Origin of the sequence: Pedobacter sp. Leaf41 (genome assembly GCF_001422545.1) — a bacterium.
GTDB lineage: Bacteria > Bacteroidota > Bacteroidia > Sphingobacteriales > Sphingobacteriaceae > Pedobacter.
This window is the reverse complement of record NZ_LMLE01000001.1, coordinates 304,362-319,041: the sequence shown is the minus strand read 5'-3', so window position 1 is coordinate 319,041 and position 14,680 is coordinate 304,362. Positions and strand designations below refer to the sequence as shown.

At 37.5% G+C, this 14,680-nt stretch carries 13 protein-coding genes; 8 read left to right on the top strand and 5 right to left on the bottom strand.

Features of this window, described 5'->3' with window-relative positions:
• Nucleotides 1-158: 158 nt before the first annotated feature.
• Complete coding sequence (locus ASE92_RS01475; RefSeq protein WP_056848340.1) at nt 159-737, bottom strand: RNA polymerase sigma factor; 579 nt, start codon at nt 735-737, stop codon at nt 159-161.
• A 177-nt stretch (nt 738-914) separates the two neighbouring features.
• On the opposite strand from ASE92_RS01475, the gene ASE92_RS01470 reads away from it, so the two are divergent.
• The 4 genes from ASE92_RS01470 to ASE92_RS01455 all read left to right on the top strand — a co-directional run bounded on the left by ASE92_RS01470 (nt 915) and on the right by ASE92_RS01455 (nt 4,284).
• Nucleotides 915-1,217, top strand: coding sequence for a helix-turn-helix transcriptional regulator (locus ASE92_RS01470; protein WP_056848339.1), 303 nt, complete (start codon nt 915-917; stop codon nt 1,215-1,217).
• A gap of 11 nt (nt 1,218-1,228) precedes the next feature.
• Nucleotides 1,229-2,329 (top strand): NADH:flavin oxidoreductase, encoded by a 1,101-nt coding sequence (locus ASE92_RS01465; RefSeq protein ID WP_056848338.1) that lies wholly within the window; start codon nt 1,229-1,231, stop codon nt 2,327-2,329.
• Nucleotides 2,330-3,110: 781 nt separating this feature from the next.
• On the top strand, nt 3,111-4,001 hold the full coding sequence (locus tag ASE92_RS01460; protein ID WP_056848337.1) for a pirin family protein: 891 nt from the start codon (nt 3,111-3,113) through the stop codon (nt 3,999-4,001).
• Between the two features lies 1 nt (nt 4,002).
• Nucleotides 4,003-4,284, top strand: a complete 282-nt coding sequence (locus ASE92_RS01455) for a GNAT family N-acetyltransferase (RefSeq protein ID WP_056848336.1) — start codon at nt 4,003-4,005, stop codon at nt 4,282-4,284.
• 5 nt (nt 4,285-4,289) lie between these two features.
• Here the strand turns inward: ASE92_RS01455 and ASE92_RS01450 are convergent, their stop codons facing one another.
• On the bottom strand, nt 4,290-4,688 hold the full coding sequence (locus tag ASE92_RS01450; protein ID WP_056848335.1) for an HIT family protein: 399 nt from the start codon (nt 4,686-4,688) through the stop codon (nt 4,290-4,292).
• A gap of 75 nt (nt 4,689-4,763) precedes the next feature.
• The gene (gene greA, locus ASE92_RS01445) at nt 4,764-5,237 is read right to left on the bottom strand and encodes a transcription elongation factor GreA (protein ID WP_029276724.1); all 474 of its coding nucleotides are present in this window, start codon (nt 5,235-5,237) and stop codon (nt 4,764-4,766) included.
• Nucleotides 5,238-5,524: 287 nt separating this feature from the next.
• On the opposite strand from greA, the gene ASE92_RS01440 reads away from it, so the two are divergent.
• Nucleotides 5,525-7,405: a M1 family metallopeptidase gene (locus tag ASE92_RS01440; RefSeq protein ID WP_056848334.1), complete on the top strand. Its 1,881-nt coding sequence runs from the start codon at nt 5,525-5,527 to the stop codon at nt 7,403-7,405.
• A 76-nt stretch (nt 7,406-7,481) separates the two neighbouring features.
• Here ASE92_RS01440 and ASE92_RS01435 read toward each other — a convergent pair whose 3' ends face one another.
• Nucleotides 7,482-7,958, bottom strand: coding sequence for an OsmC family protein (locus ASE92_RS01435; protein ID WP_056848333.1), 477 nt, complete (start codon nt 7,956-7,958; stop codon nt 7,482-7,484).
• Between the two features lie 146 nt (nt 7,959-8,104).
• Between ASE92_RS01435 and ASE92_RS01430 the strand changes: the two genes are divergently transcribed.
• Entirely contained in the window at nt 8,105-8,524 is a 420-nt protein-coding gene (locus tag ASE92_RS01430; RefSeq protein WP_056848332.1) for a DUF6157 family protein, read from the top strand.
• A gap of 9 nt (nt 8,525-8,533) precedes the next feature.
• Here ASE92_RS01430 and ASE92_RS01425 read toward each other — a convergent pair whose 3' ends face one another.
• Nucleotides 8,534-9,460 carry an NAD(P)-dependent oxidoreductase gene (locus tag ASE92_RS01425; RefSeq protein WP_056848331.1) on the bottom strand — a complete coding sequence of 309 codons (927 nt, stop codon included), beginning with the start codon at nt 9,458-9,460 and terminating at the stop codon, nt 8,534-8,536.
• Between the two features lie 224 nt (nt 9,461-9,684).
• Here ASE92_RS01425 and ASE92_RS01420 point away from each other — a divergent pair, with 224 nt between their 5' ends.
• Entirely contained in the window at nt 9,685-12,177 is a 2,493-nt protein-coding gene (locus ASE92_RS01420; RefSeq protein WP_056848330.1) for a TonB-dependent receptor domain-containing protein, read from the top strand.
• Nucleotides 12,178-12,296: 119 nt separating this feature from the next.
• On the top strand, nt 12,297-14,663 hold the full coding sequence (locus ASE92_RS01415; protein WP_235527255.1) for an outer membrane beta-barrel family protein: 2,367 nt from the start codon (nt 12,297-12,299) through the stop codon (nt 14,661-14,663).
• Nucleotides 14,664-14,680 lie beyond the last annotated feature (17 nt).

Sequence of the window (14,680 nt, the reverse complement as noted above, 5' to 3'; positions counted from 1 at the left end):
AAATGAAGTGATGTGCACAAACTCAGGTTTCCTAAACCCGATTGTTGCGATCATACTTATTGTTGCAATAATATCAATGAAGTATCAACTTTAACAACAAGATTAAAGCAAAAGCGGGACTGAATAAACCGATAAGCAGAAATTTGCTTTCCAAAAAACTATTTTATTAATAAGATGGTGGCTAATAACAAAAATGAAGTTAATTTCAAGCGTAAAACTTTGAGCGCATTGCTCATTTGCTTTTTAACGGTTTTATCTGATAGATGAAGAATTTCTGCTATTTGCTTTTGACTCAAATGCTGTTGGCGACTCATTTCAAATATCTGACGCATTTTTGGAGGCAATAATGAAACCTCCTTTTCTATTAAAGAAGCAAATTCCTTTTCACGAATATAATCGTCGGTTACATAATCTCCCTTTAAAGAAAAATCTTCCAGCGATTGTAAATAATTAGAACGTGATTTATTTTTATCCAACCAATCGTAAATTTTATAACGTACTGCGGTGTACAAATAGTTAGAGAGTTGTGATTTGATTTGAATATTTGGATTGCTCCATAGGTAAACAAAAATTTCCTGAACAATATCTCGGGCATCTTCCCTGTCTGACACCATTTTACAGGCATAGATATACAACAAACCATTAAAGCGTTCGTAAATTTCCTCAAAGGCAAATTTATTTCCATCCTGCATGAGGATGAAAAGTTCGAGATCGGTTAATGATTTATAAGCAGACATTTGGTTAGAATGATTAAACGAATGTAAGAAATTGTTTGGCTTAAATCCTAAATAAAAATTGAAGAATCCCTAACTAACTTAAACGTTTTATTAACGCTTATTTGGTTATTATACACACTATTGTAAACTTCAAAATTTTAATTGGCATATCGGGAAAAGTCGATATACATTTGCATCATGGATCAGGTAGAAATTTTCAAAGCTCTATCAAACAAAACCCGTTTACAAATTTTAAACTGGTTAAAAAGTCCTGCCGAATACTTTCCAGAGCAACCAAATGCCGATTTTGAAAACGTTGGCGTGTGTGTAGGGCAAATTCAAAATAAAGCCGGTTTATCACAAAGTACCATTTCCGAATACCTCTCTATTTTACAGCGGGCAGACTTAGTTTGCGCCACAAGGGTTGGCCAATGGACCTACTACAAACGTAACCATGAAGGCATTGAAAAATTAAGCAAAATCATCAATACAGAATTATAAAAATTAATTATATGAACACAGATAGTTTATTTAAGCCATTTAGCTTAAAATCATTAAACATAAAAAATAGAATCGTAATGGCTCCAATGACGAGGTCGTTTTCTCCGAATGGAATTCCGACTGATGCCGTTGCCGAATATTATGCAAAGAGAGCTGCCGGCCAGGTTGGTTTAATTCTTTCAGAAGGAACAGTCATTAACCGTCCTTCGTCTTCTGCCGATCCTAACATTCCTCACTTTTATGGCGAAAAAGCTTTAGCAGGATGGAAAAAAGTGATTAACGAGGTTCATACCGCTGGCGGACAAATGGGACCACAAATCTGGCACCAGGGTATCCACGCAAACCATGCTTCGGGCTGGTTGCCAAATGCTCCTTTTGAAGGGCCATCGAGCTTAAACAGTCCGGGTTTTGAAAACGGTGTACCGATGACTGACGCTGCCATTGCAGATACAATTGCGGCTTTTGGTCAAGCTGCGGTAGATGCCAAAGATTTAGGTTTTGATACAGTAGAAATTCATGGTGCTCACCAATACTTAATTGATCAGTTTTTCTGGGATGCTACCAATAATCGCACCGACATTTATGGTGGAAAAACTTTAGCTGAACGTACGCGGTTCGCTGTTGAAGTAATTAAAGAAGTACGTAAACGTGTAGGTGAAGATTTCGCCTTAATTATTCGCTTGTCACAATTTAAACCTTCAGCATATGATTTTAAATTAGCCAAGAATGAATCAGAAATGGAACAATGGTTAACGCCAATGGCTGATGCAGGAATTGATATTTTCCACTGCTCACAACGCCGTTTCTGGGAAACTGAATTTGAAGGTTCTGATTTGAACTTTGCAGGCTGGGCAAAAAAATTAACGGGAAAAACAACCATCTCGGTGGGTTCTGTTGGTTTAAGTGGCGATTTCTTTGGTGCTTTTGCAGGCCAAAGCTCAGAGCCAAGCTCATTGGATGAGTTGGTACGCAGAATGGATCGTGGAGACTTTGATTTGGTAGCTGTTGGCCGCCCATTATTGGCTGATCCAAATTGGGTTGAAAAAATCAAAAACAACCAAATGGATGAGCTGAAAGGTTTCAGCAAAGAAGCATTAGCAGAATTAGTATAATTTTTCTTTCTGAGTACATAATGGAAAACACCTCAGCAATGAGGTGTTTTTTTTAAACCATGATTTTGCGTGAGCTTGCTCGTTAGCGTTCAATGCCTGCGCTCGTTTCTAACGAGTGCAAAATAGCTTAGCGATTTAATCGCGTTTAAATAAAATCAAATCCAAAGATTTCTCCGCTATGGTCGAAAGAACGATGACATTTGTTTCTTGACAAGTAAAATTTTTATGCCTGCGCTCGTTTCTAACAAGCGCAAAATAGTTCAGCGATTACAATCGCGTTTAAATAAAACCCAAACATTCCTTCACTGCGGTCGAAAGAACGATGACATTTGTTTCTTGACAAGTAAAATTTTTATGCCTGCGCTCGTTTCTAACGAGTGCAAATAGCTTAGCGTTTTAATCGCGTTTAAATAAAATCAAATCCAAAAATTTCTCCACTGCGGGCGAAAGGAAGATGACATTTGTTTCTTGACAAGTAAAATTTTTATGCCTGCGCTCGTTTCTAACGAGTGCAAAATAGCTTAGCGATTTAATCGCATTTAAATAAAATCAAATCCAAAAATTTCTCCGCTATGGTCGAAAGAACGATGACATTTGTTTCTTGACAAGTAAAATTTTTATGCCTGCGCTCGTTTCTAACGAGTGCAAAATAGCTTAGCGATTTAATCGCGTTTAAATAAAATCAAATCCAAAGATTTCTCCACTGCGGTCGAAAGGAAGATGAGATTGGTTCTCGACAAATAAAATTTTCCTAAATTCACGTCAAAAAAAAGGAACTCCAATGTCAAACATATCCCTTATAATTGAAGAAAGACCAGCGAACATTGGCAACTTTATGGTAGGCAGACTACTCCCTTTCCGTGAAAAACGAATGGTTGGTCCGTTTGCGTTTATCGATCATATGGGGCCTGCAGCAATGAGTAACCATGAAAATCTGGACGTTCCTCCACATCCACACATCGGTTTATCTACCCTTACCTTTTTATTCGATGGAGAAATAGAACATCGCGATAGCCTAGGAACGGATGTAATTATTAAACCAGGGCAAGTAAACTGGATGACAGCCGGTAGTGGAATCGCTCACTCAGAAAGAACACCGAAAAATCTGCGACAAACCGATAAAATGCTTCATGGTCTGCAAATTTGGGTGGCTTTGCCTAAAGCACTGGAACAAATGGCGCCAGAATTTTTTCATGTAGACGAAACAGATATCCCGAGTTGGGAGCAAGATGGCGTTAATATTAAACTTATTGCGGGCGAAGCTTTTGGAAAAAAATCTCCGGTTCCGGTTTATTGCCCACTTTATTTTATTGAAATTAAAAGCACAACGAGGCAAAAACTAAGTATTGGTAACGATCTTTTTGGCGAAAGTGCATTGTACATTTTAGAGGGTGGAATTGAAAGTGAAGGACATCTTTTCGAGCCGCGGTTAATTTTAATTGCAAACGATGCCAAGTTGTGTGAATTTACCATGCTCGAAAATACAACTGTTTATATTTTTGGAGGAGAACCTTTTCCTGAAGAAAGATTTATTTATTGGAATTTTGTAGCATCGGAGAGAGAATTGATTGAGCAAGCCAAACAAGATTGGTTAGAACAAAAATTTAAACCCGTACCAGGCGAAACGGATTTTGTTCCTTTGCCAAATCAAAACCCTTATCAAAAGAAATAATATGGAGATTAATCAGGTAAACAACGAAAAAAATGGCTATTTCGAAGCTATAGAAAATAATGTTCAGGCGGGCAAAATGAGTTATGTTTGGGCTGGCGAAACCAAAATTATAATCGATCATACAGAAGTTAATCCAGAGTTTTTGGGCAAAGGGATTGGCAAACAGCTGTTAATGGCTGTAATTCAAAATGCCCGTGAAAATAAAATTAAAATACTTCCACTTTGTCCTTTCGCTAAAAGTGTGTTCGACAAAGACGAAACGATACGCGATGTTTTGTTTTAGCGAATTTATTCCGCTAACAGAGCCTGCTTAATTTTCTCAGCTGCTTCGGCCAACTCTTCCTGGGTTGGCTTTAGCTTCTCCTTGGCAAAGTTCATATCGGCTACACTATTCATCGGTATTAAGTGAATATGAGCATGCGGAACCTCCAATCCGATAACCGAAACGCCAACTTTTTTGCAGGGAAAGGCTGTCTTCACCCCTTTTGCCACAATTTTCGCAAACATCCAAAGGCCAACATATAAATCTTCATCCATATCGAAAATATAATCTACTTCGATTTTAGGAATAACCAAAACGTGGCCAGCGGTTAAGGGCTGAACATCTAAGAAGGCTAAATACTCAACAGTTTCTGCAACAACATGCGCTGGTATTTCTCCTGCAACAATTTTTGAAAAGATAGTCATAAGTCAGTTGTGGGTTATCAGTTATGAGTTACAGGTTTGGGCTTACAACCTGTAACCCATAACTCTCAACTTCTTTTATCTAGAGATTTCTAAAACTTCGAATTGCATTTTACCAGCAGGCACTTCAATTTCGGCAAATTCGCCAACAGATTTACCCAACAAACCTTGTGCAATAGGCGATTTCACAGAAATTTTTCCTGTTTTTAAATCGGCCTCCGTTTCGGCTACCAACTGATAAGTCATGGTGGCACCGTTTTTAACATTTTTAATTTTAACAATTGATAATGCTAATACCTTTGATAAATCCAATTTCGACTCATCAATCAGGCGGGCATTTGCCAATGTATTTTTTAATTTTGAGATTTTGGCCTCATGCAAACCCTGTGCTTCTTTAGCAGCGTCATACTCTGCATTTTCCGATAAATCACCCTTATCTCTCGCCTCAGCAATTGCTTTAGATATTAGCTGACGGCCGGTGGTAGTTAAATAATGAACTTCTTCTTTCAGTTTATCTAACCCCTCTTGTGTGTAATACGTTACCTCTGTCATTGCTCTATTAATTTTATTCAAACGCTATAAAAAACAAACAAGACTACATAGTTGGTTTGCTACATAGTCTTGCTTCAATTATAACGAAGATAAATTGTGGAAATTACAAAAGCAAATAAAAGATCAGGATTTTTAGATTTTAACATCGAGTTGCCACTAATCATCACATGAATAAACCTTCATTCCCTAAACCAATCATCTTTCGCTTAAATTTAAAAAGTAACATTCAAACCGATACTCATTTAAAATTCATTCAATTATGATATTTTAGTCGAAATTATTCAAAAATGAAAAAGTTATTTTCTTTACTCCTCCTTATTGGGCTAGGAAGTTACACGCTTTCGGCACAAGAGCTATATATGCCACGAAATATAAAGGCAGCTTACGATAAAGGAACCCGCTCTATGAACGGTAATCCAGGTACCAACTATTGGCAAAATCATGGCAAATACACCATGGATATTAAAGTAGATGCCGCTACGAAAGTTGTTAGCGGACAAGAAGAAATTTTATATAGCAACAACAGCAGCGATACGCTAAAAACCCTGGCTATTCGTTTTGTAAACAATTTACACAAGCCAACTTCTCCACGTGGAGGTGCTGTAAGCGAAGATTTTTTAACCACAGGCCTAAACATTTCATCGTTTTCTGTTGATGGAGAAACGTATAAAGTAGATGCTAAAAACTGGGGAACGGTTGGCAATGTGCGTTTGAAAAAGCCATTAAATCCAAAGTCGAAAGTATCTGTTAAAATAGGATGGGATTATCCTTTATCAAAAGAAAGCGGTCGCGAAGGACAGATTGATCCAAACTCTTTCTTTGTGGCTTACAGCTATCCCCGTATTTCTGTTTATGATGATTACAATGGTTGGGACAGAATTCCACATACCGACAGAGCGGAATTTTACAATGATTTTAACGATTATGTTTTCTCAGTAACAGTGCCAAAAGATTACGTGGTTTACGCTACCGGTGATTTCTTAAATCCTGATGAGGTATTGCAGCCTGAAATCTCCGCTCGATTAAAAAAATCATATGATACAGATGGAGTAATTAATATTGCTACCGCAGATGAATTAAAAAATGGTAAAGTAACGGTTCAAAAAGATTGGAATACATGGAAATTTAAGGCCAATCATATTCCTGATGTAACGTTTGCCATGAGCAATCACTACGTTTGGGATGGTGGAAGTGTTGTGGTAGATTCAAAAAGCGGTCGCAGGGCAAGTGCACAGGCAGCCTATAACCCAACAACAGGAAAAGATTTTTTAAATTCGGTAAAATACAACATTAATGCACTGGCCTGGTTCTCGAATAACTGGCCTGGCATTCCTTATCCTTACGCCAAAAGCATTGCTTTTCAAGGCTTTGCCGATATGGAATACCCGATGATGGTTAATGATTCTAACTTCGGAGATCCGGTTTTCGCTCAACTGGTTCAAGACCATGAAGTGGCGCATACCTATTTTCCTTTCTTTATGGGCATAAATGAAACACGTTATGCTTATATGGATGAAGGTTGGGCAACTACGTTCGAATATTTAATCGGCATTGCCGAACATGGTAAAAAAGCTGCTGATGATTTTTACAAAAAATTTAGGGTTAACAGCTATATTAACGATAAATCTGCAGAAGAAGATCAACCCGTAATTTCGATGTCTGACCAGGTTTCTGGTGCCGGGTACGGAAATAACTCTTACGGAAAGGCTTCGTTAAGTTATCTGGCATTGAAAGATATGCTGGGTGATGATTTATTTAAAAAAGCACTTCATCATTACATGAACACCTGGAATGGTAAACATCCCATCCCATGGGATTATTTTAATTCGATGAATACAGGATCTGGGCAGAATCTAAACTGGTTTTTTCAGAACTGGTTTTTCACCAATCACTACCTCGATTTGGCCCTGAGTAACCCGCAAATTTCATCAGGAAAAGTAACGTTTGTAATTAAAAATGTTGGCGGTTTTGCTATCCCATTTGATATTTTGGTTACCGATACGGAAGGTAAAACAGAAACCATTCATAAAACACCAGCGGTTTGGAAGGTCAATCAGAAAGAATTAACCATGACGATTAACACCAACCGTAAAATAAAGTCGATTACTTTGGATAATGGTATTTATGTAGATGCCACACCAAATGATAACGTTTTTGTTGTAAAATAATAGCAGTTAAAAGTTGGCAGTTTCTAATTATAAACTGCCAACTTTTAACTTTCTACTTTTTACCAAATACTAAATACTAGCTATTCTCCGCTTTACAGCCAGGCTGGTGTTTAACCGGAAAATTTAATGAGTTGGCGATAAAACACATTTTGTTCGCTTCTACATGCAACGACTCTGCCAATTCAAAGTGTTCCTTATCTGCTATTAAAACCTTTGGATATAGGGTTACTTCCTTAAACTTACCACTTCCATCTGCCGATTCTTCCATTGTGCCGACAGCCTCATCTTTATAATCGATAACTACTATTTCGTTTTTAGAACATAGGTGCAAATACCAAAGCATGTGGCAACTGGAAATAGAAGCCAATAACAAATCTTCCGGGTTATATTTAGATTTATCGCCAAGAAAGGCAGAATCTGATGAACCAGAAATATCGCTTTTTCCTTGTACAGAAATAACGTAGTCGCGATCGTAAGAGCGGTAATCCATTGTTCCAGAACCCTTATTGCCCGTCCAGGTTACGGTGGTAGTGTATAAATGATCTTTCGGCATGATATAATTTAGTTAGAAATTGTATTCCAATTTAGGAAATAAGGGTGGAAACTACGAGAAGAAATCGCAATTGTTTGTTAATTTAGAATCAAAATGAAAAAATTTCCCGCCCAAAATTAGAAATTGAATAGACTTAATCACATCCCATGACCAAAACTCACACCACTAACTATTTCGACACTTTTATTGAGGTAGCAGAAGATTGTCCGGTTATCCACGGAGAAATACCAAAACTAAAAGGAAACAATAAAACGGTTGCTGAATTACAGTTTGAAATGATCTCAAAAAAGCCTTACAAATACTCATCTGATGATGTGTTATTTCAAGTTTTCGCAGAAAGAAACGATATCAGCGAAGCAGAAAAAGATGAAGCCAAGAAAAGCTTTTTCTCGAAAGGACAACCTTGTTTTCGTGCTTCACCTTTAACAAAACGATACGGCTTTGGCGTTCACTCCAACCACGAAGGCAAAATTGCTATTTATGGAATGGAAACAGAAGAATACACAAAGCTATCTTCCGATTCTGGAATTAAAACAGTGAAAGCCATGCGTACCTCAAAAAAATAATTCAAGAGTCTAAAAAGAAAGTCCCTCCAGTTTTTGAGCCAAAACTTCCGATATCTTGAGATAAGAATCAAATGTCCAACCGCCAACATGAGGTGTTAAAATAACTTTATCATTCATCTTCAATTCATTATACCAGTTTTGTTCGCCCAAAGCAGGAAACTTCTCAGTTTCTAAAACATCTAAACCGGCACCTAAAATTTTGCCCGATTTCAAATTGTTCAGTACTGCTTTCGTATTAACAATTTCGCCTCTTGCTGTATTGATAAAGAATATTGGTTTTTTAAAATGGAAAAAATATTCATCGTCAACCATCTGTTTGGTTTCGGCAGTGAGTGGAATGTGCAAACTCAGCACATCGCTGTGTTTTACAATTTCTTCCATACTTACTTCCCGGGCGAACGCATCAGAAAAGCCTGTTTTATATTTATCATAAGCCATTACATCAACTTCAAAGCCAGCCAGTTTTTTAGCGAAACTTTGTCCCATAAAGCCATATCCAATAATGCCAACTTTCTTTCCTTTTAATTCGTAGCCGCGGTTTCCTTCGCGATCCCAAACCCCAGTTCTAATCTCCATATCAGCCCTGCGGAAGTTATTCATCAGCGATAAAAGCAAACCTGTGGCATGTTCGCCCACCGCATCGCAATTACCTTCTGGGGCGTTAATTAACTCAATACCTCGTTCGAAAGCAATTTTCTCATCGATATTGTCTAAACCAGCACCGGCACGGGCCACAAATTTCAGGTTTGGAGCCGCCGCGAAAAGCTCAGCATCAATCCTGAATTTGGTACGAACAGCAATACCGACGTAGTCTTTTATTTTTTCTAACGTCTGCTGTCTGGTAATTTCAGGTTCATCATCAACCTGATAGCCCAATGCCACCGCCTGCTCTTTAAAAGCGGGATGTAAATCATCAACGATTAATATTTTTTTCATCTCGAACAAAAGTAACAATTTAGATATTGGCCATTTATAATATTGTTCAATTGTTTTCCTGTTTAACTAACACAAATATGCCTGGACCTTAAATTTGAACAAAAATTGCTCACGAAAATATTACTATAAAATGGCTGTAATAAAATAGTTACGCCTCCTTAATTAAACTTAGTTGCCGTTACTTTGTCTCCCTTTACAAAAACACACAACAAATAATATATTTAATGAGAATTTTTAAATCAAGGACGATACAAATTACCCTTCTATTCTTAAGTTTATCCTTTAACATTTTCGCGCAAACTGGAGGCAAGGCAAAAATAATCGGTGTACTTAAAGATGCCAAAACACAAGAAACCATCCCATTTGCAACGGCTGTTTTAATTGATAAAGCAACCGCTAAAAATGCTAAAATAGCGCAAACTGATGCAAACGGCGCTTTTGTAATGGCCGATTTACCTACAGGAACTTTTACTTTCAAAATAAGTTTTGTTGGCTACCAAACCATGGTACGCGATAACGTAAACATTACCTCAGCTACCGGAACTTTAAACTTCGGCGATATTAAGATGAATACCGCGAAAGGAAATATCTTAAGCGAGGTTACGGTAACCGGGCAAAAACAAGGTATGCAAATGGGCATCGACAAAAAGATTTTTGCTGTAGATCAAAGCGTGATTAGCGAAGGCGGTTCTGCCGGCGATTTACTACAAAATGTTCCTTCTGTTTCTACAGATATGGACGGAAATGTAAGCCTACGTGGATCGAGTGGCGTTAGGGTTTTAATTGATGGCAAACCTTCACTTATTGCCGGTGGTAACGTGGCGCAAATTCTCCAGTCTATCCCGGCAAGTTCTATCGAAAGTGTAGAGGTAATTACCAATCCATCATCCAAATATGACGCGGAAGGCCAATCTGGTATCATCAATATTGTGCTAAAGAAAAATACTAAACTTGGGTTTAACGGTTCTGTGGCTTTAACTGCCGGTAATCGCGACAACTACAATGGCAATACCAATTTGAGTTTTCAAAATAGTAAAGTAAACCTTTACGGAAACTACAGCTATCGTTACGGCAATAGAATTGGTGGTGGCTTTCAGGATATTACTTATAAAAGTCCAACCACTTCAACTGCTTTTGCAAACCAAAATACTTCATCAACTTCGTTGGATAAGGGACATAATGCTAAAGCAGGTTTAGATTATTACATCACTCCTAAAAGCATTGTAAGTTTATCGGGTGGTTTTAACTCAAGGGAAAATGACCGCGATGAATTTGTTGACATCAGACAATTGCGCTCTAATTTGAGTCCGGTTTTACTAAGCAACAGAAGCAATACCAATAAAGGTGATGGAAGCAGTTATGATTTAAATTTGGATTACGTTCAAAAATTTAAAAAACCGAAAGAGGAATTGACTTTCAACTTTGGTTACTCATATGGAACGAATAATAATGATCAGGCGTTTAGCACCACTTTTACCAACCAAAACGGAAATCAAGTAAATATCAATCCAAGTTTACAGCGTATTTTTAATACTGGCGATAACACAAATTATAACATCCAGGCTGATTACACTTTGCCAGTTGGCAAGGCAGGTAAAATTGAAACCGGCTACCGCAGCCAAATTCGTTTAGGAGATAACGATCAATATGCAGATTCGATTTTAACCAATACTGAAATTTACATTCGTAATAACAAATTGATTAATGATTTTAACAGCAAAGATCAGGTTCATGCGCTTTACCTAAACTATCAAAATCAGATAAAAGATTTTGGTTACCAAATCGGTTTACGAGCTGAAGATGCCCGTTTAGATACCCATCTGGAAGGATATAATGGTAATAACCTAGTAGCAAGTGAAGGAAACATCCATTACAAAAGGTTATATCCAAGTGTATTTTTAACGCAAAAACTAAAAGGCGAACAAACCGTTCAGTTGAGCTATACACGCCGTGTAAACCGTCCTCGCCCATGGGATACAAACCCATTTTTAGATGTATCCGATCCGTTGAATTACAGAGCAGGTAATCCGAATTTATATCCGGAAGATGTACACTCTTTTGAATTGGGTTACAGCAAATATTTCAAAAAGGTAACCTTAACATCTAGCTTATATTTCCGCCAAACTAACGACGTTATTCAAAGGGTAAGAAGTGTGCCTGATGCAAATGGAATTATCACCACAACACCACAAAACTTAACCCGTCAACAAAATAGTGGTTTAGAATTAATTGGTCGTTTCGATTTAATTAAAGCGTTAAACTTTACTACGAACGTAAATTTATATCAACAGAAATTTGAAGGTGATGAAAGATTTAACATTGCAAGTAGAAGTGGTTTTAGCTGGAATGGAAATATCACTGGAAATTTAACTGTAGCAAAAAACGTATCTATTCAGGTTCGTGCCGATTACAGAGCGCCGGAAGTAATGGCGCAAGGTAAACGTAACGCCATGTACGGTATTGATGGTGGAGCCAAATACGATTTCCCTAACAAAAAAGCATCACTGAGTTTCAACATTCGAGATGTGTTTAATACCCGCAGATGGAGCATGACTACGGATGATAACTTTACGTATATCGATTTTGCCCGACGCATGCAAGGAACAATGGGTAACCTAACGTTTTCTTACCGCTTCGGAAAAACCACATTCAACTTAAATAAAACCAAGAAGAAAGACGATCAGCAAGACAATCGTCCTGATGAAGGCTCATTTTAATTTTGAAAAAGGCGTTTAAAAAGATATTTTTAAACGCCTTTTTTATAAACGCTAACCAAACATTGAAAAAACGTCTCCCTAAATTTTGTCTTACTTTCTTGATTCTATTTTCAGGAGTCATGGCTTTTGCCGCCGAAAAGGGAACGATTAGTGGCAAAGTGGTAGAAGAAGTTGGTGGTTTATCTATTCCCTCAGCTATCATTTCGATATATCTTGGAGAGGCAGAACAACCTTTGATTACTTCTACAAGTGATGATGACGGTTTTTTTAGTATCAAAAATCTGAAAAGCGGAAACTATCGCATTAAAATTAGTTTTGTTGGTTATGCACCTTTGGTGGTAAACGGAATCATCATTACTGACAAAGATTTTGATAAAAACTTAGGATCATTGAAACTCAGCTCAGAGCAAAATTCGCTGCAGGAAGTAACCATTACCGTTCAGAAACCTGCAATAGAATTTGGTGCCGACGGTGTAACCTATAATGTGGGTTCTACTTTATTAGCGGAAGGCAGCACTGCAACAGATGTTTTGAAAAATGTACCCATGGTACAGGTTGATATCGATGGGAATGCAACTATTGCTGGCAAAAAAAGCACCCGTGTTTTCATTGATGGAAAGCCATCTGATTATATGACATCGAACATTGCCGATCTTTTGAATGTGCTTCCATCAGATGCAATTGAAAAAATTGAAGTGCTCACCAACCCACCTGCAAAATACAGTGGCGACGGAGAAGGAATCATCAATATTGTGATGAAAAAAGGGTTTAAGGTAGGGTTTAATGGTAATATCGGCGTAGCAGGTGGTGCGCAAGGAAATGGAAATGCCAATACGAATGCTTCCTACCGTGGAAAAAATTATGCCATTAATGGAAGTGCAGCCTATCGTTATAACGTTGGCAAGGGTGAAAATAATAGTTATAGAGAAAACTTCTTTCCTGATACGACATTTTATTACGATCAAAACGGCGCCAACAAAAGCAAAAGCAGAGGTGTCAATTTTAGGTTGGGTTTTGATTGGGACATCACGCCAAAGCAAAATATTCGCCTATCAACCAATTACAACGATAATACATCTTCTTCCAATTCAGCAAACGAGCTGCGCTATTTAAGTGAGCAACTCATTGAAAAACGATTGCGAAACCAGGCTAATACAGGCAATGGAAACAGCAACAACTTTATAATAAATGCCGATTACAAGCTACAGACTGATACGAGTGGTGGAAACCTATCGATTGGATTAACATTTAACACCAATGGAAGTTTAGATCTTCGAACCTATAACACCTCCTATTTACCAATTGGTATTTCGCGGGCAACACTACAGCAAAACAATAATGATATTGGAAATAATGGCATTACTTTTAACCTGGACTATGATAAACCGGTATTTAAAAAAAGGGATCGAGTTGAGTTAGGTCTTGCCTATAATTATAGAAAAAATGACAACGACTTATTGGTGGAGAATTTCAATTTTCAAACGCAGCAATTTGTAACCAATGATAGGTTGAGTAATCAATTTTTATACAATGAAAACATTCTGGCTGGATATGCATCATACAATTATCGCAATGCAGGTTGGGGCGTAAAAACAGGGGTTAGAACAGAACTAACAGATGTGGCTTTCGATCTTTCGACAGGAGAAAACTATAATGTAAAGCCTTATCTAAGCGTTTTCCCGAACCTTTCGGTTAATAAATTTTTCCGCAAACGTTATAATTTTGGCGCAACATACAGCGTTCGTATCAATAGACCAAGAGAAAATACCTTGAATCCACAGGTTAATAATGTAGATACTTTAAATATCTCTTATGGTAATCCGAACCTTTCGCCCTCATACACGCACCAAATGGATATTAGTTTTGGGGCATTTGGGCAGAAATGGTCTTTTACGCCTCGCCTTTCTTATTCCATTAGTCAGGGCGTAATTGAAAGATTTAGAACAGTTACCTTAATTCCGGGTTCTACTTCAGCTCGATCGGAAAGCACTTTCGATAACGTCGGGACAAACAATTCTCTGGCTTTGATTATAATTGGAAATTACCGCCCAACAAATAAAATTTCAGCCAATGGGAATTTCAGTATGATTCAGAGTAATTACACTTCAAAATTAAATTCAGTTTTAAATAGAGATGGATTAAGCATTAGGGGAACTTTTGGCTTTTCTATGCAACTTCCACAGAAGACTGCTTTCGAATCAAATTTAAATTATGCCAACAACTTAAGTGCCCAGGGAAGAAACAAGGGTTCGGTAACTTCGAGCTTCTCTGCTAGAAAAATGTTTTTTAGCAATAGATTAAATTTCAGGGTTACTTTAAACGATATTTTTGGAAATCGAAATAACACCATCTATAACGAAGGTGAAAATTTTAGATTGCAAAGTTTTTCTACGAATAATACGCAGAATTTCATATTCAGCCTAAACTATAGATTTACGAAGATCGCAAAAAAAATTCCACCACTGCCCCCAGCAACACGACGATAAATTTTATTTAGGATAGG

Bases quoted from the DNA above. Each gene is read 5' to 3' on its own strand.
- ASE92_RS01455 (WP_056848336.1), top strand. From the start codon at position 4,003: ATGGAGATTAATCAGGTAAACAACGAAAAAAATGGCTATTTCGAAGCT.
- ASE92_RS01475 (WP_056848340.1), bottom strand. From the start codon at position 737: ATGTCTGCTTATAAATCATTAACCGATCTCGAACTTTTCATCCTCATG.
- ASE92_RS01415 (WP_235527255.1), top strand. From the start codon at position 12,297: ATGGCTTTTGCCGCCGAAAAGGGAACGATTAGTGGCAAAGTGGTAGAA.
- ASE92_RS01440 (WP_056848334.1), top strand. From the start codon at position 5,525: ATGAAAAAGTTATTTTCTTTACTCCTCCTTATTGGGCTAGGAAGTTAC.
- ASE92_RS01460 (WP_056848337.1), top strand. From the start codon at position 3,111: ATGTCAAACATATCCCTTATAATTGAAGAAAGACCAGCGAACATTGGC.
- ASE92_RS01425 (WP_056848331.1), bottom strand. From the start codon at position 9,460: ATGAAAAAAATATTAATCGTTGATGATTTACATCCCGCTTTTAAAGAG.
- ASE92_RS01430 (WP_056848332.1), top strand. From the start codon at position 8,105: ATGACCAAAACTCACACCACTAACTATTTCGACACTTTTATTGAGGTA.
- ASE92_RS01435 (WP_056848333.1), bottom strand. From the start codon at position 7,958: ATGCCGAAAGATCATTTATACACTACCACCGTAACCTGGACGGGCAAT.
- ASE92_RS01420 (WP_056848330.1), top strand. From the start codon at position 9,685: ATGAGAATTTTTAAATCAAGGACGATACAAATTACCCTTCTATTCTTA.
- ASE92_RS01465 (WP_056848338.1), top strand. From the start codon at position 1,229: ATGAACACAGATAGTTTATTTAAGCCATTTAGCTTAAAATCATTAAAC.
- ASE92_RS01470 (WP_056848339.1), top strand. From the start codon at position 915: ATGGATCAGGTAGAAATTTTCAAAGCTCTATCAAACAAAACCCGTTTA.
- greA (WP_029276724.1), bottom strand. From the start codon at position 5,237: ATGACAGAGGTAACGTATTACACACAAGAGGGGTTAGATAAACTGAAA.
- ASE92_RS01450 (WP_056848335.1), bottom strand. From the start codon at position 4,688: ATGACTATCTTTTCAAAAATTGTTGCAGGAGAAATACCAGCGCATGTT.